General features: G+C 57.3%; 21 protein-coding genes. 6 read left to right on the top strand and 15 right to left on the bottom strand.

Going from position 1 to position 23755, the window contains the following annotated elements:
- Positions 1-95: 95 nt before the first annotated feature.
- The gene (locus tag CTT34_RS13765; RefSeq protein ID WP_000610830.1) at positions 96-1373 is read right to left on the bottom strand and encodes an ISL3 family transposase; all 1278 of its coding nucleotides are present in this window, start codon (positions 1371-1373) and stop codon (positions 96-98) included.
- Between the two features lie 12 nt (positions 1374-1385).
- Entirely contained in the window at positions 1386-2420 is a 1035-nt protein-coding gene (locus tag CTT34_RS13760; protein ID WP_159342928.1) for a permease, read from the bottom strand.
- A gap of 111 nt (positions 2421-2531) precedes the next feature.
- On the opposite strand from CTT34_RS13760, the gene CTT34_RS13755 reads away from it, so the two are divergent.
- Positions 2532-2846, top strand: coding sequence for an ArsR/SmtB family transcription factor (locus CTT34_RS13755; protein ID WP_020742476.1), 315 nt, complete (start codon positions 2532-2534; stop codon positions 2844-2846).
- Positions 2847-3191: 345 nt separating this feature from the next.
- Here CTT34_RS13755 and nadS read toward each other — a convergent pair whose 3' ends face one another.
- Positions 3192-3410: a NadS family protein gene (nadS, locus tag CTT34_RS13750; RefSeq protein ID WP_254436389.1), complete on the bottom strand. Its 219-nt coding sequence runs from the start codon at positions 3408-3410 to the stop codon at positions 3192-3194.
- A gap of 913 nt (positions 3411-4323) precedes the next feature.
- Between nadS and CTT34_RS13740 the strand changes: the two genes are divergently transcribed.
- Positions 4324-6468 carry a TonB-dependent siderophore receptor gene (locus CTT34_RS13740; RefSeq protein WP_254436388.1) on the top strand — a complete coding sequence of 715 codons (2145 nt, stop codon included), beginning with the start codon at positions 4324-4326 and terminating at the stop codon, positions 6466-6468.
- An 83-nt stretch (positions 6469-6551) separates the two neighbouring features.
- Here the strand turns inward: CTT34_RS13740 and CTT34_RS13735 are convergent, their stop codons facing one another.
- Together CTT34_RS13735 and CTT34_RS13730 are read right to left on the bottom strand one after the other, a co-directional pair.
- Complete coding sequence (locus CTT34_RS13735; RefSeq protein WP_159342927.1) at positions 6552-7448, bottom strand: sucrase ferredoxin; 897 nt, start codon at positions 7446-7448, stop codon at positions 6552-6554.
- On the bottom strand, positions 7445-8266 hold the full coding sequence (locus CTT34_RS13730) for an ABC transporter ATP-binding protein (protein WP_139526559.1): 822 nt from the start codon (positions 8264-8266) through the stop codon (positions 7445-7447). Before CTT34_RS13730 ends, CTT34_RS13735 begins: the two co-directional genes overlap by 4 nt.
- A 271-nt stretch (positions 8267-8537) precedes the next feature.
- Here CTT34_RS13730 and CTT34_RS13725 point away from each other — a divergent pair, with 271 nt between their 5' ends.
- Positions 8538-10673: a TonB-dependent receptor gene (locus CTT34_RS13725; protein ID WP_159342926.1), complete on the top strand. Its 2136-nt coding sequence runs from the start codon at positions 8538-8540 to the stop codon at positions 10671-10673.
- 3 nt (positions 10674-10676) lie between these two features.
- Here CTT34_RS13725 and CTT34_RS13720 read toward each other — a convergent pair whose 3' ends face one another.
- The 8 genes from CTT34_RS13720 to sstT all read right to left on the bottom strand — a co-directional run bounded on the left by CTT34_RS13720 (position 10677) and on the right by sstT (position 18196).
- Positions 10677-11711 carry a FecCD family ABC transporter permease gene (locus tag CTT34_RS13720; RefSeq protein WP_159342925.1) on the bottom strand — a complete coding sequence of 345 codons (1035 nt, stop codon included), beginning with the start codon at positions 11709-11711 and terminating at the stop codon, positions 10677-10679.
- A complete protein-coding gene (locus CTT34_RS13715; protein WP_159342924.1) occupies positions 11708-12712 on the bottom strand; it encodes a FecCD family ABC transporter permease in 1005 nt (334 codons plus the stop codon). The genes CTT34_RS13720 and CTT34_RS13715 overlap by 4 nt, the downstream gene beginning before the upstream one ends.
- Positions 12702-13682 (bottom strand): ABC transporter substrate-binding protein, encoded by a 981-nt coding sequence (locus CTT34_RS13710; protein ID WP_254436387.1) that lies wholly within the window; start codon positions 13680-13682, stop codon positions 12702-12704. The genes CTT34_RS13715 and CTT34_RS13710 overlap by 11 nt, the downstream gene beginning before the upstream one ends.
- Entirely contained in the window at positions 13679-15139 is a 1461-nt protein-coding gene (locus tag CTT34_RS13705; protein WP_159342923.1) for a DHA2 family efflux MFS transporter permease subunit, read from the bottom strand. Before CTT34_RS13705 ends, CTT34_RS13710 begins: the two co-directional genes overlap by 4 nt.
- Positions 15140-15298: 159 nt before the next feature.
- Positions 15299-15634 (bottom strand): AzlD domain-containing protein, encoded by a 336-nt coding sequence (locus CTT34_RS13700; protein ID WP_159342922.1) that lies wholly within the window; start codon positions 15632-15634, stop codon positions 15299-15301.
- Entirely contained in the window at positions 15631-16371 is a 741-nt protein-coding gene (locus tag CTT34_RS13695; RefSeq protein WP_062362169.1) for an AzlC family ABC transporter permease, read from the bottom strand. The genes CTT34_RS13700 and CTT34_RS13695 overlap by 4 nt, the downstream gene beginning before the upstream one ends.
- Positions 16368-16898, bottom strand: a complete 531-nt coding sequence (locus CTT34_RS13690) for a helix-turn-helix domain-containing protein (RefSeq protein WP_159342921.1) — start codon at positions 16896-16898, stop codon at positions 16368-16370. Before CTT34_RS13690 ends, CTT34_RS13695 begins: the two co-directional genes overlap by 4 nt.
- Before the next feature lie 80 nt (positions 16899-16978).
- Entirely contained in the window at positions 16979-18196 is a 1218-nt protein-coding gene (gene sstT, locus CTT34_RS13685; protein WP_159342920.1) for a serine/threonine transporter SstT, read from the bottom strand.
- Between the two features lie 234 nt (positions 18197-18430).
- Between sstT and CTT34_RS13680 the strand changes: the two genes are divergently transcribed.
- Complete coding sequence (locus CTT34_RS13680) at positions 18431-18760, top strand: hypothetical protein (RefSeq protein ID WP_159342919.1); 330 nt, start codon at positions 18431-18433, stop codon at positions 18758-18760.
- Between the two features lie 75 nt (positions 18761-18835).
- On the opposite strand, the gene CTT34_RS13675 is transcribed toward CTT34_RS13680, so the two are convergent.
- Entirely contained in the window at positions 18836-19153 is a 318-nt protein-coding gene (locus tag CTT34_RS13675) for a hypothetical protein (RefSeq protein WP_159342918.1), read from the bottom strand.
- Positions 19154-19725: 572 nt separating this feature from the next.
- Entirely contained in the window at positions 19726-20337 is a 612-nt protein-coding gene (locus CTT34_RS13670) for a CDP-alcohol phosphatidyltransferase family protein (RefSeq protein WP_159342917.1), read from the bottom strand.
- A gap of 244 nt (positions 20338-20581) precedes the next feature.
- Here CTT34_RS13670 and CTT34_RS13665 point away from each other — a divergent pair, with 244 nt between their 5' ends.
- Together CTT34_RS13665 and nadE are read left to right on the top strand one after the other, a co-directional pair.
- Entirely contained in the window at positions 20582-22234 is a 1653-nt protein-coding gene (locus tag CTT34_RS13665) for a DASS family sodium-coupled anion symporter (RefSeq protein ID WP_159343802.1), read from the top strand.
- A gap of 186 nt (positions 22235-22420) precedes the next feature.
- Positions 22421-23743: an ammonia-dependent NAD(+) synthetase gene (gene nadE / locus CTT34_RS18645; protein WP_159342916.1), complete on the top strand. Its 1323-nt coding sequence runs from the start codon at positions 22421-22423 to the stop codon at positions 23741-23743.
- Positions 23744-23755 lie beyond the last annotated feature (12 nt).

The raw sequence follows: 23755 nt of genomic DNA, 5'->3' as shown, positions 1-23755 counted from the left end.
GTCTACATCAAATTAGGCCATCGAAGCAAATAATTTCGGGTATACGGATTTAATGGTTGATGGGGCACCTTTACCCCACCAACCTGATACCATTATCAGATGGTTGATAGATCGACTCCGTAGTTGAGTTCCTCTGCGAAGTCCGGCAGTCCGTAACCGATGGTTTTCTTGTAGAAAGGAGAGACCTTCGCAGTCGGTGCCTTCTTCTTGTGCTTCGTGGTGTAGAGCATTCGTGCCCGCATCACCTCGAAGGAGTAACCGCGCCCTTCACGGTTCTTGTCCTTGGCCAGTCGGTTGATGGACTCCGTGTAAGCGTTGGTGACGGGCATGTCCGTCTCGAAGTAGGTCATGGTCTCTTCGCGCCAGTTTCCCACTGCCCTGACCAGATCGCTCCAGACTTCCTTTTGGCCCTTCGGGATGGTGGCTATCCACTCGTCCAGGGCGGCTTCTGCCTGGAGCCGTGTGGTGGCGTCCCAGATGCCGTAGAAGCGCTCCTTGTGCTCGTAGGCGGCCAGCAGTTGCGGGAACGCGCCTGTCCAGGTCTCCATGATGAGGCGCTCCCGGTCTGAGACTTCGTGAGCGCGTTTCAGCAGGATTTTCCGGTCTCCCTTGAGAGTCCGGCTCTGGGACGGTTTCAGCTCCTTTCTGAGGCCCTTGCGCACTCTCTCTAGGGCATCGTTGGCCATGCGCACCACATGGAACTTATCGACCACGATACGGGCCTGGGGCAGCACAGCCTTGACCGCTGCCCGGTAGGGGTTCCACATGTCCATGCTGACGATCTCGACCTTCTGCCGGTCTTTCAGCTTCATCAGGTAGTTGGTCACCACGTCCTGGCGGCGGGTGGCCAGCAGGTCGAGCAGGGTTCGCTCCTCAATGTTGGTCAGAATGCAGCGGTAGCGCTTGTTCAGGTATAGCTCGTCAATGCCCAGGATGCGGGGCGTCTCGAAGCGGTGCCAGCGCCCCAGGAACTCGGCGCGGGCGTTGAAGATGTCGCGCACCGTCTTCTCGTCCAGGCCGGTCTGTGCCGCCACAAAGGTGTAGGGGTGGTTGAAGGATTCCTTCTCCACGTACTCATGCAGCCGCAGTGTCATACGGAATCCGTCCACCATCTCCGGTAGCTGGGGCCTGAATGTTGTCTTGCAGGCCCGGCAGGTGTATCGGCGGCGGACCACCCAGAGAGTGACCCGCTTGCCGTGGATGGGCAGATCACGATAGGGAACGTCACGCTTGCCGAACCGCACGAACTCACCCTGCACGCCGCACCCCTCGCAGGCTACTGGTGTAGGTGCTTCAAGCCGAAAATGTATGTCTTCATTCTGCTCATCAGAATCCACCAACTGGTACCCAGGAAGGCTTAACGAATTAATCATCTCCCGCCTTGATCAGAAAAACAGGTAGGTGGCGTAACCGGCAATCATCGCCATAGCAAAAATGACTGCTAAAAACGCCGCTAAAAGCTTCAGCGTGAACAAAGAGCGCAACAGAATGAGCTCAGTCAGGCTGGCTCCGGCACTGCCGATGATCAACGCTAGCACCGTCCCGGCACCCACGCCGTTGGCCATCAGAGCCGCTGCCAGAGGTATGACGGCTTCAGCGCGAATATACAACGGCACGCCGATGACAGCGGCAACTGGAATGGCAAAGGGATTATCTGGGCCTGCATACTGCTCCAATAAGTCAGTGGGCATGAAACCATAGACCACGCTGCCAATCGCAATACCGATGAGCAGGTAAGGCAACACATCGATAAAGTCCGACCAAGCTTCCCGCCACACACCACTGTACTTCCCTTCTTTCTTAACCGTGACAGTGGGTTGACTGTCACAGCATTCGCTAGACGTAGAGACTGTTGTCTTCCTATCAGCCCCGCAAGAAGCCGTCTTCGGAGTGGTGTCGCAGCTGTTGGTGCCGCAACTCGATGCGGTCGATGTAGCACTGCACGGGCTTGCTGATGAACTACATCCACTGCTCTCTTGTGTCGCCGTCCGGCGCACATAACGCTCGAAGCCAAGCGTGTGAAGCAGCCATCCGGCACCTACCGCGACCACCAAAGCGGCGAGCACATAGATAGCAGTAAGTGTCCATCCAAACGTGGCAACCAGCAGGCCGACGACGATAGGATTCAGCAACGGAGATGAGAAAAGAAACACCATCATCGGCCCAAAACCGGCCCGTGCCCGAATCAACCCTTTCAACATGGGGATAGTCGAGCAACTACAGAAGGGCGTTATAGCTCCTAAACCAGCAGCAAGAAAATAGCCTCGCTTCCCACTGGAAGTCAGTAACGCTTCCACCTTGGATGGTGGGATGTGACGTTGAAGAACTCCGACCAGCAAGCTAATGCCAATGAATATAACCGATAGCTCGATAGCGAGAAAGGCGAACATGCCTAGAGCGTCTTGGAGTTGAGATGACATTCAATATTACTCCTATATTTCTAGTATTGTCGAAATGATGTACGCAGCCTACTTGCGTTTATCCGACCTGTCAACTATAATTCTAGAAACATCGAATTATTGGGGCGTGCTATGGATCACGAAAAGGTTGCAGCCAGCTTAGCTGAGCTAGGGAATAGTCACCGACTGTCCGTGTTCCGCTTTCTGGTCAAAGCTGGCCATGATGGGGCTTCGGCCGGAGATATCCAGAAGGGGCTGGGTATTCCTGCTTCGACGCTATCACATCACCTTGCGCGCATGGCCAAGGTAGGGCTGATCCGGCAGGAGAAACATAGCCGCACGATTGTCTGTATACCCGAGTATGGGCACCTAGAGAATTTGATCGGTTTCTTACAAGAGGAATGTTGTGCAGGTGTCCGGATTGCGCATGAACCAGAACCGCTTTGACGCTTGCCCAGCTCTCGCTGTCCTCCCTAGTCAGCATCGCTATGAAGACTCAGGCGAAGGTGGAAACAGAAAATTGGCAGTAGAGTAGGCTGAAGAGGATCAATCAGATAATCCGCTGAGAAAGATTTTCTTCTTTACATCTTTGGCATTTTATCAACCAGAAATTCCGGATACCCATAATTTCTAGGCTGATGGGCTGATGGGCTGATGGGCTGATGGGCTGATGGGCTGATTGGTGTGTTGTAAAGCTAAAGACTTATTTTTTGCTGTAGCCTGTGATTTGGTGCGAAGCAAGTTCGTTGAAAAAGCCTGGGTTGTCTTGAATCGTCGCCAGCACCTTAGCCGCTAGTCCAGCTGATTACGTCGCTTGGTTTCCCAGCTTTTAATGGTGTCCACACTAGTTCCCATAGCTTCAGCAAATTCTACCTGGGAGACGTTTAGCTTGGCGCGGATGGTCTTCACATCGGCTACCTCATGGCGTGTGATGCGGCTGGCCTGAGCTTTGCCTTGTTTAATCTCAATTGCTTCCTGCAGCGATGTTTGCAGCTCGTCAAAAATGTTCATTTGGAAACCTCCCCCTTCAGTTGGTGGGCCAGTGTTTTCAGCGGGCGTTAAGCTGCCCTTCACACTCTTGGTTTAGGCCAGTATCAGGTAGATTCTCTCTGCCGTTGCTAAAAAGTAAATAACCCGAGCGCCGCCGCTCTTACCTTGGTTGCCCAACACCATACGTATTTTGCGTAGTCCTCCCGTGCCTTGAATCAGGTCACCCTTGTCGGGTTGAGCAATAAGGTGCGTTGCAGTTCATTAAATTCGTCGTCAGTGGCATGGCCCAATCTGGCGGGTGAACCGCCGGGGTTTCGATAAATTCAATCGTACGGCTCACGTTAGAGCACTTCCTTCAGCCAGTGCGTATTTTGGTGTACATAGTACATTATTGGTTGTCAATTATTGACTCTGCATTTTGCTGTGCCTTGCGGTGATGTGGTTGCCATGCGGTTGTCATTTGGCGGCTAACAGGGTGAAAACCATGTGAGTAATGTAAACCATGGAAAGCTTAACTCATTGAAAAATCTTTGTTTCCGCATTGCAGGCGCGATCCCAAAGTTTGTTTGGTTGCACTCATAATCCCTTGGTCGTAGGTTCAAGTCCTACTGGGCCCACCATTTCTTAGCCTCTCCCCCTAGATCGCCTTATCTTCAAGCCGCTGACCAACGTCAGTAAACGGCTCCTTTGCCATATTCTCTATTTTCAAAGCCTCATGTCTCTCTGTAGGCTTTTCCACCGATGTTCCCCTCGAACACCCCGAACACCCCGAACACCCCGAACACCCCGAACACCCCGAACACCCCGAACACCCCGAACACCCCGTTCCACCTTAATCCCTTGTCCTGCCCGAGTGATTGTGGTTGTGAATAAAAATTCGTATCATTCGCCTTACTATAACGATACTCCTCTTCCTATCCGTTGAGACTTCCTCATGCTCCGTAAAACTCTCCCGTTTTCCGTCGCGCCGTTGCCTGCTGCCGTTCGTCGTTCACTGGTGGTGTCGCTCGGTGGAATGCTGAGCGTTGCGCCGCTGGCCGCGCTGGCCCAAGAAGAAACCATTAACACCGGTACCACCGTGGTCACCGCGACCGCGTTGAAGGTAGACACCCCCGAGGTAGAAACGCCTCGCGCGATCTCTACCGTGAGCGCGGAAGAGCTGGAAACCCGTGGCGTTAATAAGTACGACGAAACGTTCCAGTATCGTTCTGGCGTTGTTTCCCAGCCCTACGGCGATGACAACAACACGGATTGGTTCTTTTTACGTGGCTTCAGCGCGGAAAGCGCGACCTACCAAGATGGCCTGCGTTTATTCCGCACTGGCGGCTACTTCTGGTGGATGAATGAAACGTTTGGCGTTGAGCGGGTGGATTTACTGAAAGGCCCGGCTTCTATTTTGTACGGTGAAGCGCCTCCCGGCGGTGTGATTAACGCCATCAGCAAGCGCCCGACCAGCAAGCCACAGGGCACGTTGGAAATTGAGGCGGGCAACCAGCAGCATCGTCAGGTGGGTATTGATGTCTCTGGCCCGGTGGCCGAGCGCGACGATATGCGTTACCGCATGGTCGGGCTTTATCGCGATGGAGAAGGGGAGCTTAACGGCAGCGAGAAAGAGCGCTACTACTTTGCGCCTAGCCTGGAAATGGATGTCAGCGACGATACCACAGTCACTTTCCTAGCCAGCGTGCAGAAAGATGAGGGTGTGCCCACTACCGGTTTCTTCCCGGCACTGGGTACGCTGAACGACTCTCCGTTTGGCCAAATCGACCCCGAGACCAACCTGGGCCAGCCGGATTACGACCGTCTGGATCAGCGCCAAGTAGGCATTGGTTACGAGCTTGAGCACCAGATCAACGATACGTGGGAGTTCCAGCAGAACGCTCGCTATACGCATTTAGATCTTGAGCTGCGTAATGTTTATCCCAACTCGTTTGTTACCCCGCCGCGCAGTATTTCCCGTGGCGTGATTGATCGCGACGGCGAGTACGATGCGTTCAATATCGATAACCGCTTGATTGCACGCACCTACACCGACAACACGGAAAACACCTTGCTGGTGGGCGCGGGCTATCAAGAGTTGAACCTGAACTACACCAACCGCGATAGCTTCCGTACCTTGGGCGATGGCTCTACGTTCTTCGCCAACGTGGATACCGTAGACCTCTATAACCCGGATTACGCCGCCTTTACCGCGCCGGATACCGGCGACCCCACCCAGCATGATGTGGACCGCCGCCAGTTCGGTATTTACGTGCAGGACCAGCTGCGCGTGGCAGATAAGTGGGTGTTCCTCGCGGGTGCACGCTACGACAGCGTGGATAGCAGCGACGACTTCAGTGATGTCACCGGTAGAAGCAGCCAGGGCTACGATGACGAGCAGCTATCACTTACAGCCGGGGCCATGTACCTGGGCGATAACGGCATTTCACCTTACCTTAGCTACAGCGAGTCGTTTACACCTGTCGCGGGTATCGGGCCGGATGGTGCTAGCTATGAGCCGCTGGAAGGTAGCCAGCTAGAAGCCGGTGTGAAAATTGCCCCGTTTGATGTGGATGGCTATGTGACCGTTGCCGTGTTTGACGTGGAAGAGGACAACACGCTGATTTCCACCGGTGCGCCGGTGCAAGAGCAGGCTGGCGAGCGTCGTTCGCAGGGTGTGGAGATTGAAGGTGTGGGTTACCTCACCGATGATCTACAGCTCACCGCCGCGTACACCTATACCGATGCGCGCTACGATATCAGCGATTCCCAGCAGGATGAGCGCGTGCCGTTGGTGCCTTTCCATATGGCGTCAGCGTGGTTGGATTACGATATGAGCAGCAGCTTGCCTGGGCTTTCCGTTGGGGCAGGCGTGCGCTATATCGGTGAAACGTCTCCGAGCCCTGGCAGCGGTATTAACCGCGATGTGCCTTCCACGACGCTCTACGATGCCATGGCCAGCTACGATATTAACGACAGCTGGACCGCGCAGGTGAACGTGAACAACATCACTGATGAAGAGTACGTGAGCGGCTGCGATTTCTACTGCTATTACGGTGCTTCTCGCAGTGTGATCGGCAGCGTGAAGTACCGCTGGTAATTGATCATTGGCACTCAATCTTAACCCACAACGCCCGGCTTTAAGCCGGGCGTTGTTGTTCGTCGTTGTTGTTCGTCTATGTACTACCCATTCACCGTCGCGTGCCATACGATGCTTTCGGTGGGGCCTTGCTCAAGGTCGGCACAGGTGTCTACCCGCCATAGCGTGGTGGCTTGGCAGTGCACGGTCAGTTCACCTTGCCGCTGGTCGAGCCGCCACTGAAAGCGTATCTCTCGTGTTTGGTCGTTGCCGTGATCGCTGATCAGAGCCAACGTTGGCTGTGCGGTATCTGTGCTGAGGTGTGTTAACGCAGCGATTTCAGCGCTTTGTTGTGCGGGGGTTGATTGCGAGCCGCCGCGATAGCCGGGCAGAAAGCGCTGTTGGTGGGCTTCCGCCTGTAAGAAAGGCAGGGCCTGTTCTGGCGTGATACGCCCATATTTGCGCACATTGGGCAATATGATCACGCTGGCAGCGAGTCGGCAGCCGCCGAGGTGGCTGCTCTCCCACACTTCGAACGGCAGCGGGTGCTCTGCCACCGTGCTGGCTAGCGCTTTGAACGTTTTATAACCGTACTTGGCGCAGCATTTGTCTTTAGTGCCGTGGGTGCAGCAGAGCACGAGGTCCTCTAGCAGCGGCGGCTGCTCCCACTGGCTAAGGCTGGTACCGCTTTGAAACGCACTGAAAAACGTCTCTAACTCCCATCGTGCTACCCGAAAACAACGCCGCTCCGGCATCAGAAAGATCTGATGTTGGTACTTTTCCATGCCCGGCTGTTGGATCAGGTTGATGCGCAGGCCATCGTCGGCCAGTGTATCCAGCGTTTGCTTTAATGAATCGCTCATATCGCTGGCGTGGCGCAGTTTGCGCTGCCACTTCGCGCGCGGCCAGCTGAGCAGTAAGTTACGCTCGGCATGGGCGGCGCTACCGGCCAGCGGATCGTGCTGTTCACGGCTTAAATCCGCGCAGAAGGTATGGTTCATAGAGCTGCCTGTAACGTCGCCGAGGTGAAGGGCACGCACACTGGGCTGCCGCTAGCGGGGTCGCGCAGAATATGCGCATCTAGGTCGAAGACGCGCTTTAGGTTGGCCGCGGTGAACACGTCGTTTGGCGCGCCGCTGGTGACGATTTGTCCGTCGCGCATCATCACTAGATGGTCGGCGTAGGCGGCGGCGAGGTTCAAGTCGTGCAGTACCAGCAGCAGTGTGCGGCCATGGTCGTGGGCCAGCCGAGAAAGCAGTGCCAGCAGGTCTACCTGCACCTTCAAATCTAAAAAGGTGGTGGGTTCATCCAGCAAAATTAAATCGGTCTGCTGGGCGAGCACCATCGCGATCCAGCAGCGCTGGCGCTGGCCACCGGAGAGCGCTTCCACATCCCGGTCGGCAAACTCGGTCACGTGCATATAGGCCATGGCTTCGGCGATGGCGTTGGCATCCTGCTGCGGATCTTTTTTCCAAAACCCTTGGTGGGGAAAGCGTCCCATCCCCACCAGCTGTTTTACGCTCAACCCCTCGGGGGCGATGGGGCCTTGCGGCAAAATGCCTAGCCGCTGGGCGACCTCCCGGGTGTTGCTGCGATGAATGTCCTTGCCATCGAGATAGACATGCCCGCCGCTGGGCGTCAGCGTGCGCGCCAGCGTTTTCAGCAGAGTCGATTTGCCGCTGCCATTGGGCCCTAGCAGCACGGTGAGTTGGCCTTCCGCTACAGCCATATCTACCCCTTGCAGAATGCGCTTGGTGTCGTAGCCAGCGTGCAGGCCGTCAGCGGTGAGTCGTGATGCAGGGTGGGAATAGGCGGGCATAAGGTAGGCTCAGGCAAGCTCAGTCACGAAATTAGGGCAGTCAGCACCCTAAGGCAAAATATTCTCATTTTCAATGTTGTTCTTGTGGCTGCCTGTTCTGTGTCATTGCGGACGTTCGAACGGTGCGTTCGCAACGGTAGACCTGCCTGTTTCTTTGTGCATAATATAATCATTATCATTTAGATCCGCGTTAGCATTTCAGCGGCCGCTAAAGTGATAATTCACCAAGGGTTCATTCGTACGACGTTACACACAACGCAAGGGAGCAGACATGCAAACGATGAAACACGCCGCTTTCTGGCCAACGGTCACCTTGGCAGGATTAGTGGCAGCCACTCAGGCCAATGCCCAGCAAGAGGCAACTGACGTGGGGCAGGCGCTCAACGAGTCATCACCCACCATGGTCGTGACGGCGACGCGTAGCCGCAGCGAAGAAGGCCAAACCCCGCAGCGGGTGACAGTGATCACGCGTGAGCAGATCGAACAGCAGCTCGCCATCACCGACGACCCTGGCCAGGTCTTGAGCAACTTGATTCCCTCCTTTTCACCTAGCCGTCAGAAGCTGTCCAACGCCGGGGAGACGCTGCGCGGGCGCGATGCGCTGTTCCTGATCGATGGCGTGCCTCAGTCCAATCCGCTGCGCGATAGCTCTCGTGACAGTTACACCATCGACCTCTCCATGGTCGAGCGGATTGAAGTGATTCACGGGGCCAGCGCCGAGCATGGTTTGGGAGCCACCGGCGGTTTGATCAACTTCGTCACCCGTCGGGCCGAAGGGGGCGGTATTAGCCAAAGCGCGGGCATTAGCGTCACCATTGACGACGACCTTCACTCGGAAGGCTTGGGCAACAAGCTCAACTATCGCATTAGCGGCCAGCAGGGCGACTGGGATTTCGTGGCCGCGGCCACCCGCCAAGAGAGGGGCGTGTTTTACGATGGCGGCGACCGTCGCGTGGGCATTGCCTACCCCGGCGAGCTGCAAAACTCGGAAAGTTACGACCTGTTCGGCAAGCTGGGCTACTGGATCGACGATAATCAGAATATCGAGCTGTCGCTCAATCATTTTGATTTGGAAGAGGGCGACGATTACGTGCCCGTGGTGGGCGACCGCGATGCGGGCATCCCGACCAGCGCCGAGCGGGGCACACCCGACGGCGCGCCAGGCTTCAATGAAGTCACCACCGCCCGCTTGGCGTACTCCCACGCGGATTGGTACGGCAACGCGGTCGATGCCCAGGTGTATCGCCAGCGCTTCCGAGCGCGCTTTGCCACCACGCCGTTCTTCCCTTACCTGGATGGCAACGGCAATACCCAGTTCGACCAAACCCGTAACGAATCGGATAAGCAGGGCGCCAAGTTCACCCTGAACCGCCAGGGCATGCTGGATGACCGGCTCGGCGTGACGGTGGGGTTAGACATCCTCGAGGATGAAACCCGCCAAATGCTGGTAGAGACCGGGCGTACCTACGTGCCGGAAAGCCGCTACAGCAACATTGCGCCGTTCTTGCAGGGTCAGTTCAAGATCGCCGACCCGCTCACGCTGCATGCCGGCGTTCGCCATGAGCACGCCGATCTTGAGGTGGATGCCTACGAGACGATTGACCGTAGCAACGTCACTCAAGACAACGTCGCGGTAGGGGGCGGCAATCCCAGTTTCGATGAAACGCTTTATAACGTGGGTTTGACGTACCAGGCCACGGAGTGGGCACAGCTGTATGCCAGCTACTCGGAAGGTTTTGGCATGCCGGACGTTGGTCGCGTGCTGCGGGGCATCAGCGAACCGGGCCAGGATGTGGATACGCTGCTTCAATTGCAGCCCATCGTCACCGATAACCAAGAAATTGGCGCGCGTTTCGACTGGGAGCGTTACGGCCTGGAAGTCAGCTACTACGAATCGAACTCTGACTTTGGCCAGCGCTTGGCCGAACAGAACGGTACGTGGGTGGGCAGCCGTGAGAAAACCGAAATCCAAGGGGTGGAAGTGACCGGCAACATGCAGGTCAATGACCAGCATGATCTGTCGCTCTCCTATGCCCATACCGAAGGCAAGTCGGACCAAGACGGCGATGGCAGCGTGGATACCAAGCTCACCGGGATCAACATCGCGCCCGATACACTCAAGTTGGGCTGGAGCGCCGTATGGAACGACCGTCTCTCGACGCGCCTACAGGGTAGCTATTACTTCGACCGCAGCGTCGATAACCCGGCGCTCGACTTCGATGGCTACGGGTTGGTGGATGCCTCGCTGGCTTACCAGCTTCCCGCAGGGCAGCTATCCCTGGGTATCGAGAACCTGACCGACGAAGACTACCTCACTTATTACTCTCAAGCCGCTCGCATCAGCGATGAGTACTACTTCACTGGCCGTGGACGCACATTCACGGTGGGGTATCAGCTGGATTTCTAAGGCTTAATGTCGGCGCGCCCGATGCAAGAGGTAAACAAAGAAGGGCGCGCCGATGCCAGCGACGAAAATACCTGCGGGCAGATCTTTGGGAAGAAAAGCGACCCGGCCCAGCAAATCGGCATACAGGACGATCAGCGCCCCGACCAGCGCCGATGTAGGAATGAGACGTGCCATATGGCGTCCCACACATTTCGCCGCGATATGAGGTGCCATTAAGCCCACGAAACTGATGGCCCCTGCATAGGCCACCGCAGCGCCTGCCAAAACCACGGCACAGGCCAGTAGGATGACTCGGCTACGCATCACCGCGACGCCTAGACCTTCCGCCACCTGATCCCCCAGCGTCATGGCATCTGCATGGCGAGCGAAGGCCAAGCATACCGGCGTAGTCACCAACAGCCACGGCAGTAAGCCATTGACGTCCCGCCACTGTGCCGCATAGAGACTGCCGGTGAGCCAGACGTAGGCCGACATGGCAGCAGCGTCGCTGCTAATGACGATCAATAGCGTGGTGCCTGCGCCCATGGCCGCGGCCAAACCAATACCCACGAGTACCATACGCGACGGGTGCAGCCCGCTTTTCCAAGCGAGTACAAAGACCAGCAAGGCCGATACCAGGGCACCCAGCATGGCAAAGAGTGGCAGCCAGTGAATACCCAAAGTACTGCTGAATAGCGCCAAAAATAGAACTGCCGCCAGTGCAGCGCCGCTAGTCATGCCGATGACATCAGGAGATGCCAGCGGATTGCGGACGATACCCTGCAAAATGGCGCCGGCCATCGCCAACGCGCCACCCACCAAGATAGCCAATACGATTCTCGGTAGACGCAACTCCCAAACGATAAAGGCAATGTCGCTACTCTGCGGCGCTGCTAACGCCTTTAAAACGTCCGCGAATGAGGTAGGAAAGCTACCCAAGCTCAGCGATACGCCTGCGCTGGCAAACAGCAGAATAGCCAAGCCGACGACTGTGAGCAGCGACCGATCGTCATGGCGCTGTTCAGAAGAGATAAAGGAGCTTGAAGTATGTGATGTCATTGGCCAGCCATGTTGCGTCGCGCCAGATAAACGAAGAAAGGCGTCCCCAGTAAAGCGGTCATCACGCCCACGGGGATCTCCTGGGGAGGAATTAAAAAGCGTGATGCCACATCTGCCAGCAATAGAAGGCTGGCGCCTAGTAGCGCACAGGCGGGCAAAAGCCAACGGTGATCGATACCAAACAGCCCCCTCGCCATATGAGGAACGATTAACCCTATAAACCCGATCATCCCCGATAGGGCCACGGAGCTGCCCGCCAGCACGATCACGACGAGTCCGAGCAGCAGTTTGATCGTGGTGGCCTGTAACCCCAGGCCTGTCGCCATGTCGTCGCCTAACAAGAGTGCATTGGCATGTCGGACCAGCAGGGTGCAGAGCAGTAGCGCCGCGCCAAATAACGGTAACAAAGGAACCACCAGCGCAAGTTCTCGCCCGGATACCGAGCCTGCCAGCCAGTAGAGCACGCTTTCGAAGCTTTGCTGATCGATCACCAGTAGCCCCTGGCTGAAGGCGACGAACATGGCCGTCACGGCCACCCCGGCCAGTACGACACGCAGCGGCGATAGCTCTCCGTGTCGCCCCCTACTTAGCAGAATGACCAAGAGCGCGGCCACCGATGCACCGAGAAGAGCCGCCCAGACATAGTGGGCAGGCGCTGATAGCGGCAGGAGCGACACGGCAACCACGACAAAAAACATGGCCCCCGCATTGATGCCTAAGAGGCTAGGTGAGGCCAGCGGGTTGCGTGTGATGGTTTGCATCAGAGCTCCGGCAATGGCGAGGCTAGCACCCACTAACGCTGCGATGATCGCTCGAGGAAGACGCTCGGTGATGAGAATGATGTGTTCGACATTGCCGGGATCATAGTGATGTAAGGCCGACCACAGCGCGTGCCACGCAATATCGGTCGTTCCTGATAGCGTGCTGGTTAACAATGCGCTGCAGGTCACCACCACCCCAACCAGCAGACCGAGGCTTTTAGCGATGTGGCTATCTAGCATCCTGCGTCTCCTGGCGGCTAGCAAGCGCATCACGTTGCTCGATGCCTTCAAGACCATAGTGGCGATAGAGGTCATCGAGCATGGCATTGGCGGCGAGTATACCGCCGCCCATCATCCAGTTGACGGGGTCGACCTCAAATACCCGCTGATGTTTAACGGCCTCTAGCTGCTGCCACAAAGGGTGGGACGACCAGTGCTGGTAGTTATCGAGAATGGCGGGGTCTGGCTCCAGCAGAACGAAAATGACATCGGCATCCAACATAGGGATGTTCTCCGTGCTGGAAAGCTTCATGCCCCAACCGTGCGTGTTCAAGGTATCGGGTTGCTCGAACCCTAGCTCATCGAGAATATAACCCGCAAAGCCGCCAGAGTAGATGCGCAGGTGATCACTTTTGAAGCGGATCACCGCGACTTTTTGCGGCCACGCGTCTCCAAGTGCGTCTGCTATTTGCCGGTGAAAGTCGTCGACTCGCGTTGCCCAATCGCGCAGTAACGCATTGGCTACTTCCTCTCGACCTGTGGCATTGGCCACCAGGGTCAGCGTCTCTTTGAAGTCAAAAACGTTATCGGCCGTGGCAGTGGGGGCGATGGCCGTCAACAACGGTTGTATCCTCTGATGACGAAAATCCGTAGCCACGATGACATCGGGGCTTAGCCAAGCGATTTTTTCCAAGTTTGGCTGTGTTTCCAGGCCCACGTGCGGCACGTCGTTTAATTCGTCGCGCAGATAGTGATACATGGGTTTTTCCAACCATGAGTCCACCACGCCAATGGGGGTGATCCCCAAGGCAACGGCGCTATCTGTGGCTCCTTGGTAAAGCGTTACGATGCGTTCATCGGAGGGTGTTTGGCGCATATGGGGCTGGGCGGCACAGGTAGCGCCTATCAAGCTCACGACGAAGGCAACGCCCAACAGCGTTTTGCCCCATGAAGGTCGCCATGTCATTCGGTGCGTTCGAAAAGGGATCATTTGGCTCTTCCTTGAAGCGACGTTTGCGGCGGGCTGTTCGAGGAGGAGGGCATCGCCATGTCCGGTGGAACACCGGCGCGACCCAGTACCCACGCCAGAGGGAGACATGCCAGCGCGATACCCGCCAAGGCAAAAAAGGCCACATGCAGGGCAGAGGCACTGGCCTCGGAGTAGGAAGTGCCCAGGTCTAGGGATGCTCGTACACTCATGTCGTAGTAGACCGATAGGGCGACCACCCCGAGTGAGGAGACGAGTCGACGCGCCATGTTGTTCATGGCCGAGGCCTGGGCCACCTGCTGTTCAGGAAGCTCTTTCATGCCCACCGTGGTCGCCGGTAAGTAAGCGAATCCCAGTCCCATCCCACGAAGCCCCATCCAGGCCGCGATGATCCAAACGGGCGTTGTCGCGCTCAGCGTGCCAAGTCCTATCAAGCTGATGACCGTGGCGATCAGGCCTAAACCGATACACCACTGAGGGGGCGCCCGGTCGATCCAACGGCCTGCGATGGGCGAACAGGCAGCGGCAGCAAGCGCGGTGGCGAGAAACACGAGGCCTGTCGTCAGCGGGCTAAAGCCCAGCGTGTTTTGCATCCACAGAGGGATTAACAAGATGCATCCAAACAGGATGATCGATTGCAAACTGGCAAGCAGCACGCTGTAGCGAAAGCGATGATGGTTAAACAGGGACAGATCAAGCAGCGGCTCGGCCTGCTGTCGTTCAACACGTATGAACAGCGTTAACGCGATGGCGCCCAGGAGAAGCGGCAAGAGGGTAGCGGGGCGCAACAGGTCAGACAGCGTTTCCACGCCATTGAGAGACAGCAGTACGCCTCCGATACCCAACGTGATGAGACAAAAGCCCGCTAGGTCAAACCGACGTTGAGGCGGCCGCGAGTCGGCGGATAAATAACGGTAACCGCATATCAGACCTAGGATCGCGAAGGGCATATTCATCAAAAATAGGGCTCGCCAGTGGCTGATCTCCAACAGTAGGCCTCCCACCGTCGGGCCTATGGCGGGCGCCATCATCACAGCAAAGCCCCACACGCCGCTGGCACGCCCCCGCTGTTCGTGGGGGTAAGCAGAAAAAATCAACGACAGAGACAGCGGAATCATCAAGCCAGCGGCGATCCCTTGGACGCCTCGGGCCACGATAATGCCATTGAGATGTTGCGCTAAGGCACCGAGCCCCGAGCCGGCCAAAAACCCGCATAGGCCCAAGAGGTAAACCGTTTTTCGCCCCCATCTGCCTGCCAAATAGCCCGTCAGCGGCATTGTCATCGCCATGGCAATCATAAAGATGGTCACCACCCAACTGACTTGGGTGGCACTAGCGTTAAACGTCACCATGAGTTCAGCGACTGCTAGGTTAAGAGCGCTGTTATTGAGGCTGACGGTAAAGGTGCCCAGTAGCACGCTAATCAGCACTTTTTTGCCGTTGGAAGTCGCGTTCGGCATGAGACCCACTTTCTGAGATGTCATGGGGATATGGCAAAGCAGACGTGCTGCTATGACGCCTCACCCAGAAAGTGATGATGCCATGTTAAGGCTTATTAATGCAAATAGTTATCAATTGTGATTGGGCCGTTGAATCGACGCGCGCGATGATCGTGCTCTTTAAATGAGGGCAGCCACTACCTCCACCGCCCCAAACACCGCCACCCCGGCGGCCACCGGCCAGCCCAGTGAGCGCAGGCGACGCCACACCATCAGCGTAATGCTCAGGCCAATTGCGGTGGCCAACCAAGAGATAGCGCTGGGGTTGACGGGCACAATCGAGACGCCCAACACGGCGGCAATCATCATGGGGCCCAGAATCACCAGCCATTGGGGCATGGCGTTCATTCCCGTTGCGCTGCCCAGCCGCCGCTGCATCCATAAAAAGGGCACCACCCGCATCAGCAGTGTGCCGAGTGCGCAGATAATGACGGCGATCCACATGGCGCTGCTCATGGGCGGCTCCTCCGTGGTTGGAACGTGACCGTGTAGAAGCACAGCGCGCCGCAGGCGGCTGCGAGAGGAATGGCCACATTGCTCCACCCGGCCAGGTTCAACCCCAGTGCGGCAAGAATGGTACACAGCATGGCGGCGGCCCAGCGCTTGTCGGTAAAGCGCGGTGCCACCATGGTGAGAAACAGCGCGGGGAGGGCGAAGGGCATAATCTCACCCAGTAGCGGCCAGCGGGCGGTGACCGCTTCGCCGCCGGTCGCACCCACTGCCGTGCCGATAATCCACACCCCCCACGCCAGCAGCGAGGCGCCAACAAACCAGCTAAACCGTTTGACCTCCGGTAGCTGGGGGAGCCGTGTGAGCGCCAGAGCAAAGACTTGATCGGTCAGGCCGTGCATCAGCCAAGGCCAGTGGCGGCTTCGGGGCAGCAGCGCGGCCAAATTGGGGCCGTACACCACGTGGCGCACGTTGATGAGTAGCGTCATGGCCACCACCAGCCAGAGCGGCGCACCAGCGGCAATCATGCCCACGAACAGAAACTGCGAGGCACCCGCGTAAATCAGCGCTGAAATGGCGGCCGCTTCCCAAGTGGTAAAACCGGCCTGGGTCGCTACCAAACCAAACGAGAGCGCGACCGGAATATAGCCGCCTAACAGCGGAATTGCTTCACGCACGCCCTGTAAGGCAGAGCGCAGCGGTGAGTGGTTGGCGTGCACCGTGTGATCGGCTGGCTGGCTCATGGTGGGGTCCCTTCTTGGCCGTAGGTGACGGTGAGTAGCAGGGTGGCTTCATCAGTGTGCGTACGGTACAGGTGCGGCTGGTCGGCCTGAAACGTGACGCTTTCGCCAGCGGTGAGCGTCGTAGTAGCACCCTCTGGGCCTACTTCTAGCCATCCGCTAATGAGCGTCAGCGTTTCCCGCGTGCCCGGTGTATGGGCCTCGGCGTGGCGCAGCGTATTGGGTGCGCAGCGCATCCAATAGGCATCCACCTGTGGCACGCCCTTGCCCTGGTCGATCAACTGCACCTGCACGCCATCCTCACCGAGCGGTACGCTGATCGGTGCCACCAGGGTGCCAAACGGAACGTTGAGTTGGACGGCCAGCCGCCAAATGGTGTCCAGCGTCGGGTTACCGTTGCCCTGTTCTAAGCGACATAGGTTGGATTTCGCGATGCCTGCCGCGCTGGCAAGCTGTGAAAGCGAGAAGCCCTGGGTTTTGCGAAGCGTTTGAAGGTGTTGGCCTAACGTAACAAGAGAGTGCGCGTCCATGGTGATTGCCCATTGTTCCTTTTATAGAACGTTCTATATAAGGAACAATGGGCTGTCAATCGAGAAGCAGTAAGAAGTGATTAGGTAGGCTTGCGCGCTCGGCAGGCGGCGGCGGTAAACAGCACGTCGGTGGAGGAGTTGAGCGCTGTTTCGGTGGAGTCTTGTATCACGCTAATCACGAAGCCAATAGCGACGGCCTGCATGGCGACTTCGGTGGGAATGCCGAACAGGCTAGCGGCCATGGGAATCAGCATCAACGAACCGCCCGCCACGCCAGAAACGCCGCAGGCTGCGAGGGCCGACACCACGCAGAGCAGCAGCGCAGTGGGGAAGTCGACGCTAATGCCCAGTGTATGCGTGGTGGCCAGAGTGATCACGGTAATCGTGATCGCCGCGCCGCACATATTGATGGTGGCGCCCAGCGGAATGGAGATCGCATAGGTGTCGGCATCCAGGTCCAAGCGGCGGCAAAGTTCCAAGTTGACCGGGATGTTGGCCGCCGAGCTTCGAGTGAAAAACGCCGTAATGGCGCTGCCCCGTAGGCAGGCGAAGACCAGCGGATAAGGATTTTGGCGGGTGGCTAAATAGACCAGCAGCGGGTTACTCACCAGCGCCACAAATAGCATGCAGCCAACGATTACCCCCAGTAGCTGGGCGTAGTTCAACAGTGCCTGAACGCCAGACTCCGCCAGCGTACCGGCCACCAAGCCGAAAATACCCAGCGGCGCTAAGCGAATCACCAGCGTGACAATGCGCGTAACAGCGGCGGATAAATCGCTCAGCGCTTGGCGAGTCGTGTCGCTGGCCTGGCGCAGCGTCAACCCCAAACCAATTGCCCAGGCCAGAATGGCGATGAAGTTGGCTTCCATCAGGGCCGTGACGGGGTTGGCGACCGCGTTGAGCAGCAGATCACGCAGCACGGTCAGAATATCGCTAGGCGGGTTGCCATTGACTTGTCCTGCATCCAAGGCCAGCTCCGTGGGGAGCGCAAAGCTTGCGGCCACGGCAATCAACGCAGCAATCAGCGTTCCCGCGACGTACAGAACGAGCACCGAGCGAATACGGGTCGGTTGACCCGTTTGGTGGGCCGCAATGGCCGCTGCCACCAGTACGAAGACCAGGATAGGGGCCACGGCCTGCAGCGCGGCAATGAATAGCTGGCCCAGTAGCGCAACATGGCTGGCCATCTCGGGGGCGAATAGGGCCAGCAGAACCCCAGCGACAATACCGATCACGATTTGAGGGATAAGTCCCAGCCGTAACAAGGGCCGAAAAACGGCATTAGCGGTGGCAATCATTGCGCGACTCTCAGGTAGTAGAGGGAGGGAAGCGATGCGGCGGTAACCGCAACCGCGCCTGAAAGGGGCAGCATTCTATCAGTTGCGAGCCCCTCTTGGGTGGGTGTGTCAAAAATCGTCACTCGCTATCGCGGACGTGAGCGCCCGACTATACTTCGCTTGCTGCGGGGCATCACCGCAGCGTGGCCTTGGTGCCACCCCCGCCTATCTCAAAAAAAGAAGAAGGAACGTTCCATGCGTATGAAAGTGTTGTTAGCGGCACTGCTGATGCTGTGTAGCTCGTCGCTCGTCATGGCTGCCGACTACTACGTCGATATCACCAATCGCACTGGCTACACCATTTACTACATGTACGTAAGCCCGGCGGATTCGAAAAGCTGGGAGGAAGACGTGCTGGGTAGCGAAGTGTTGATGGATGGGGATACCCAGCGCGTGACGCTGACGGGCTACAAGAGCCCCTTATTCGATATCCGCTTGGTCGACGAGGATGATGACAGCTACACCTTTTGGAACGTAGACGTCTCCACCCAGGACATCGTCGTGACGCTGGATCATTTGGACTGAACAAAAAAACGGCTTGCCACTTGGAAAGAGGCAAGCCGTTTATAGCGATAGGGAGTTACACGGTCGCTTGAGCGCTTAAGCAACGGCGCTAGAAGTGGTCAAAGCTGATGGGCGCTGAGACATTGCCACGGACGCGTGGGCGGCATGCTGCGCGTTTAAGCTCGCCATGTCGGCATAGGCGCGTTCGGTCAGGGCTACGACGTCCGGGGAAGCTCCCCACTTCAATAGCATGTCGTCGATGTGTCGCTCGGCGGCGTCGAACTGGCCACAGTGGCTCAGCAGTTTCGCAATGGTGTAGTCACACTGCGGGGTATCGAACATCTCTTCCTTGATTTCTTGAATGGCGAGTTTCAAGCCCGCTTGTGAGATATCGACTAGAGAATGAGTATGCATGCCACGACTCCTTGTGAATGCCAACGGCTGCTCGGCAAGAGCAACAGAAATATCAAAACGCTATTTATACGCGTCTTGTACTCTTCGAGAGTAATACAGGGGTGGGTGAGAATCAATCACCCGTTTCGGCTGTCTGCAAAAATTCACATGAATCAAGCAGGACAAAAAAATCCCCACGTTTCACGTGGGGATTTCGCTGTCTGTGGGCACGAAGCGGTGGGTGCTAGAACGTGAAGGTGGCTAGTAAAGTGACCAGACATCCCGCGAAGAACGACACGGTCGCGACGGTCACTACGTCTAACTGTTTTGCTTTTGCACGACTATGTTTTTGTTCCATAAGATATTTCTCAAGATGTTCTCGGCTGCCAGGCTGAGTGCCTTTGAAAATATGTTGACGGATCATCTGACCTCCCCAATTCGGGTAATGTGGGTGATCCCCCTCAAAGAGAGCAGCCGTGTCGTCTTCCAGACCCCTTAGGCACGGCTGACTCATACTCACAGCATAGACCAGCGACTCGGGAAAGGCGTTCATAAAAGCTATACAAAATGTTAACAATGGTGTCATCGTCGGGTCATGCGCGCAGTGTCCAGTAGCCGCCCCATAGACGTGTGACCGTGGTGATTAGACAGGCAGCGGCGAACAGGCTGGCCAGCAGCGGAAACGCCTTCGGAAACAGGCAGAACAGTACCAGGGCGGCAACCGTCTCAGTGCCTTCGGTCAAGCCCTCTAAATAATAAAAGGCTTTCTTAGGAAAATTGGGGCGCTCTACTTGGCGGGCTTTGGCGGCAATAGCAAAGGCCAAAAAGGAGGTGCCGGTACCAATGAACGCAAACAGCAGTAGCGCGGCGGGGAGGGCATTTTGCGCCGAGTCCGCCAGTGCAAAACCGAGCACCACCGCCGCGTAAAAGACAAAGTCGAGCCCAATGTCCAGAAAGCCCCCTGCATCGCTTTGCTGGCCGCTCAGGCGGGCCAAGGCGCCGTCTACCCCATCTCCTAGACGATTGAGCACGATGGCGGCCAGTGCCAACCCATACTGTTCGAACGCCAGCAGCGGCAGGGCGCAGATGCCAATGATAAAAGCTGCCAGCGTGACCTGATCCGGGGTGATGTGTCGATGATGCAAGGCGTGCGCCAGATAGCGAAGCGGGCGCTGGGTCATCGGCATGGTAAAGCGGTCTAACACGATGATATCTCCGTAAAAGGTGGTTCCGTTTAATGTTAGTAGTGACTAAACATTGCGACTAAAGTGGTTAGACTTTGGTTGTAATCGTCGCCAATTGACTGGACTAATGGCCTATTGCAGTGAATAAAGGGCACCGAAAACGCCAGTGGCGTTGGTTAGACATGCCATCGGGCCAGCCACCTCCTGAGCCCTTTCGTTCCCCCTGACTGCGAGCGGTACATTTATAATGCGCAGAACTGCCACGATGACGCTGTGGGACCACCTCTGGCACTCCCACGACCAAGTCAAAAACCTCCTGATGTGTGCGTTGCCGACCTCGAGTGCGGGTGGCGCTGCATCGCGCGGAGAGTCACACGACGCCCAAGACGGTCACGGCCCCGGCGGCCAACCACCAAAACCCCCTGCCTACAACCGGGCTCAGACGATCGGTCTGGTGCTGGGCCCGCTGCTGTTTGCACTGGTGGTGCTGTTTTTCCACCCGGCCGATCTGAGCTTCGAAGGGCGCATGGTGTTGGCCACCACCTTATGGGTGGCGGTGTGGTGGATCACCGAGGCCATTCCCATTCCCGTGACCTCGCTACTGCCGATTATACTGCTGCCCATTACCGGTGCGCTGGAGGGTAGCGCCGTCACGGCGGCTTACGGTAACCCGATCATCTTCCTGTTCTTGGGCGGCTTCATGATTGCCTTGGCCATGGAGAAGTGGGATCTGCACAAGCGTATTGCGCTGTCGATCATCTCCGTGCTCGGCACCAGCATAAACAGCATCGTGTTCGGTTTCATGGCGGCAACGGGCTTTTTGTCCATGTGGGTATCCAACACCGCCGCCGTCATGATGATGCTGCCCATTGGCACCGCGATTGTCTACCAGGTCACCCAAGAGCTGAATAAAACCGAAGGTGACCACAGTGAAGAGATCGATAAGTTCAGCAAAGCGCTGATTTTTGGTGTGGGCTATGGCGGCACCATTGGTGGTTTGGGCACCCTGATTGGCACGCCGCCGAACATTATCCTGGCAGCCATCGTCAATGAACTGTTTGGCGTCGAGATTTCGTTCGCGGGGTGGCTGATGTTCGCTTTCCCGGTGGTCGTTTCGCTGCTGGTGATTGGCTGGGTGATGCTGACGCGCTTCATCTACCCGATCAAGCTCGCCAAACTGCCGGGCGGTCGAGCGCTGATCCGTAAAGAGAAAGAGGCGCTGGGTAAGATCACCTTCGAAGAGAAGGCGGTACTCGGTGTGTTCCTGTTCGCCGCGTTCTTCTGGATCACTCGGTCGTTTTTATGGCAAGGCCAGATCATTAACATCCCTGGCATTAACGACACCATGATTGCGATCACCGCTGCTGTGGCGCTGTTTCTCATTCCTTCCCCCAACAAAGGCGGCTGCCTGCTGGGGTGGGATGTGGCCAAAGACGTACCGTGGGGCATCTTGCTGCTGTTCGGCGGCGGCTTGGCCATTGCGGCGGGCTTTGGCTCGTCGGGCCTAGCTTCCTGGATTGGCGGCCAAATGAGCGTGCTGGAAGGCGTGAACTTCCTGCTGGTGATTCTGCTGGCGACCGGCATGGTGCTGTTCTTAACCGAAATCACCTCCAACACGGCCACGGCCACCATGATTCTGCCGGTACTGGCGTCGCTGGCGCTGGCGCTGAATATTCACCCGTTTGTGCTGATGGTACCTGCGGCCATGGCGGCTAACTGCGCCTTTATGCTGCCAGTGGGCACGCCGCCTAACGCGATCATCTTCGCCACCGGCAAAATCAAAATCATCGAGATGGTGCGTAACGGCTTCTGGCTGAACATCATTGCGATGTTCCTGATTGTGGCTGCGGTCTACTTCCTGCTGCCGATGCTTTGGGGCGTTGACCTAACGACCTATCCGGACGCGTTTCGGGACTAATCTAGATTAAATTTACCCGGTAAGCCTTCAGCCCCCATCCTGCGATGGGGGCTTTTTTTTATGCGGCTTTCAGCGCGAAACGGCGTGCCGGGGTGGGTTGGCCGCCTTTCGACAAATGGCAGGGATTACCTATAGTGGCTTGAGGGATTTCAACACGCAGGCATACCCCCAAAAAAGGAAATGGCAATGGAACTGCTCGAACATGTCCGCGACTATCTGCAAAAACACGCCTTGAAACTCGCCACCGCCGAGTCCTGCACGGCTGGGCTGATCGTGTCGGAACTGGCGCGGGTGCCCGGCAGCGGCCAATCAATAGATGGTGGCCTGGCCGTGTACTCCCCTGACGCAAAGCAGCGCTATCTCTCCGTGAGCGCCCATACCATTGAGACGTGCGGATTAACCAGCGAGGCCACCTCCAAGGAGATGGCGCTGGGGGCGTTGACCAACAACGATGCCAACGTGGCCCTGGCTAATACCGGCATTGCCGGACCAGAGCCCCACGACGGCATTCCGGTAGGTACGGTATGTTTTGCCTGGGCGTTTTACCACGAACAGCAGTACTACCTGATATCCGAGACGCGGCGCTTTTCCGGTGACCGCAACGAGGTGCGTTTAGCTGCCGCCCACTACGCGCTGAAGCGCCTACCGGAGCATCACTCAGCCGTGGTAGAGGGGCAGGGGAGTGCTATCAACCATCAAGCCAATCAGGCCCATATCCAGACAGCGCTGCAAGCGTCTCCCACCATCGACCCACAGCAGGAAGTGGAGCGTCGTGTGACATTTTTATATCGCCAGCTAGTGAGCACCGGGCAGAAGAGCCTAGTACTGGGGATTAGTGGCGGTGTCGATTCCACTGTGGCCGGGCGGCTGGCGCAACGGGCGGTAGAAAAAGCCCGCCAAGAGGGAGTCGAGGCGCACTTCTACGCTATGCGTTTGCCCTACGACACCCAGCAGGATGAAGAAGACGCCCTGCAGGCGCTGGCGTTTATCCAGCCGGATAACGTACTGACGGTCAATATTCAGGCGGCCAGCGATGCGCTGTTGGCCTCGCTTGAAGCCGGTGGGCTGGGCTTTACCGACGCCCATCAGCGGGATTTCGTGCTGGGTAACATTAAAGCGCGCCAGCGGATGGTGGCCCAGTACGCCGTAGCAGGCGCCAACGCAGGGTTGGTGGTAGGCACCGACCAAGCGGCCGAAGCGTTGATGGGCTTTTTTACCAAGTATGGCGACGGTGCCTGCGATATTGCGCCGCTCACCGGGTTGACCAAAGCCCAGGTGCGGCAGGTCGGCGCCGTGCTAGGGGCACCGGAAGCGCTGGTAGAAAAACAGCCCACCGCCGACCTGGAAACCCTCAAACCACAGCTCGCCGACGAAGAAGCGCTGGGCGTTAGCTATGCGGATATCGATGCCTTTCTGACCGGCGAGCAAATAAGCGAGAGCGCCCGTGCCACCATTATCCAAACCTACCAGCGCTCGGCGCACAAGCGTCAGCTGCCTATCACTCCCTAAGCGCTAGCGTCG

Source organism: Halomonas meridiana (genome assembly GCF_009846525.1).
GTDB lineage: Bacteria > Pseudomonadota > Gammaproteobacteria > Pseudomonadales > Halomonadaceae > Vreelandella.
Note: the sequence above shows the minus strand (reverse complement) of the source record. Positions and strands in the feature narration are given on the sequence as shown.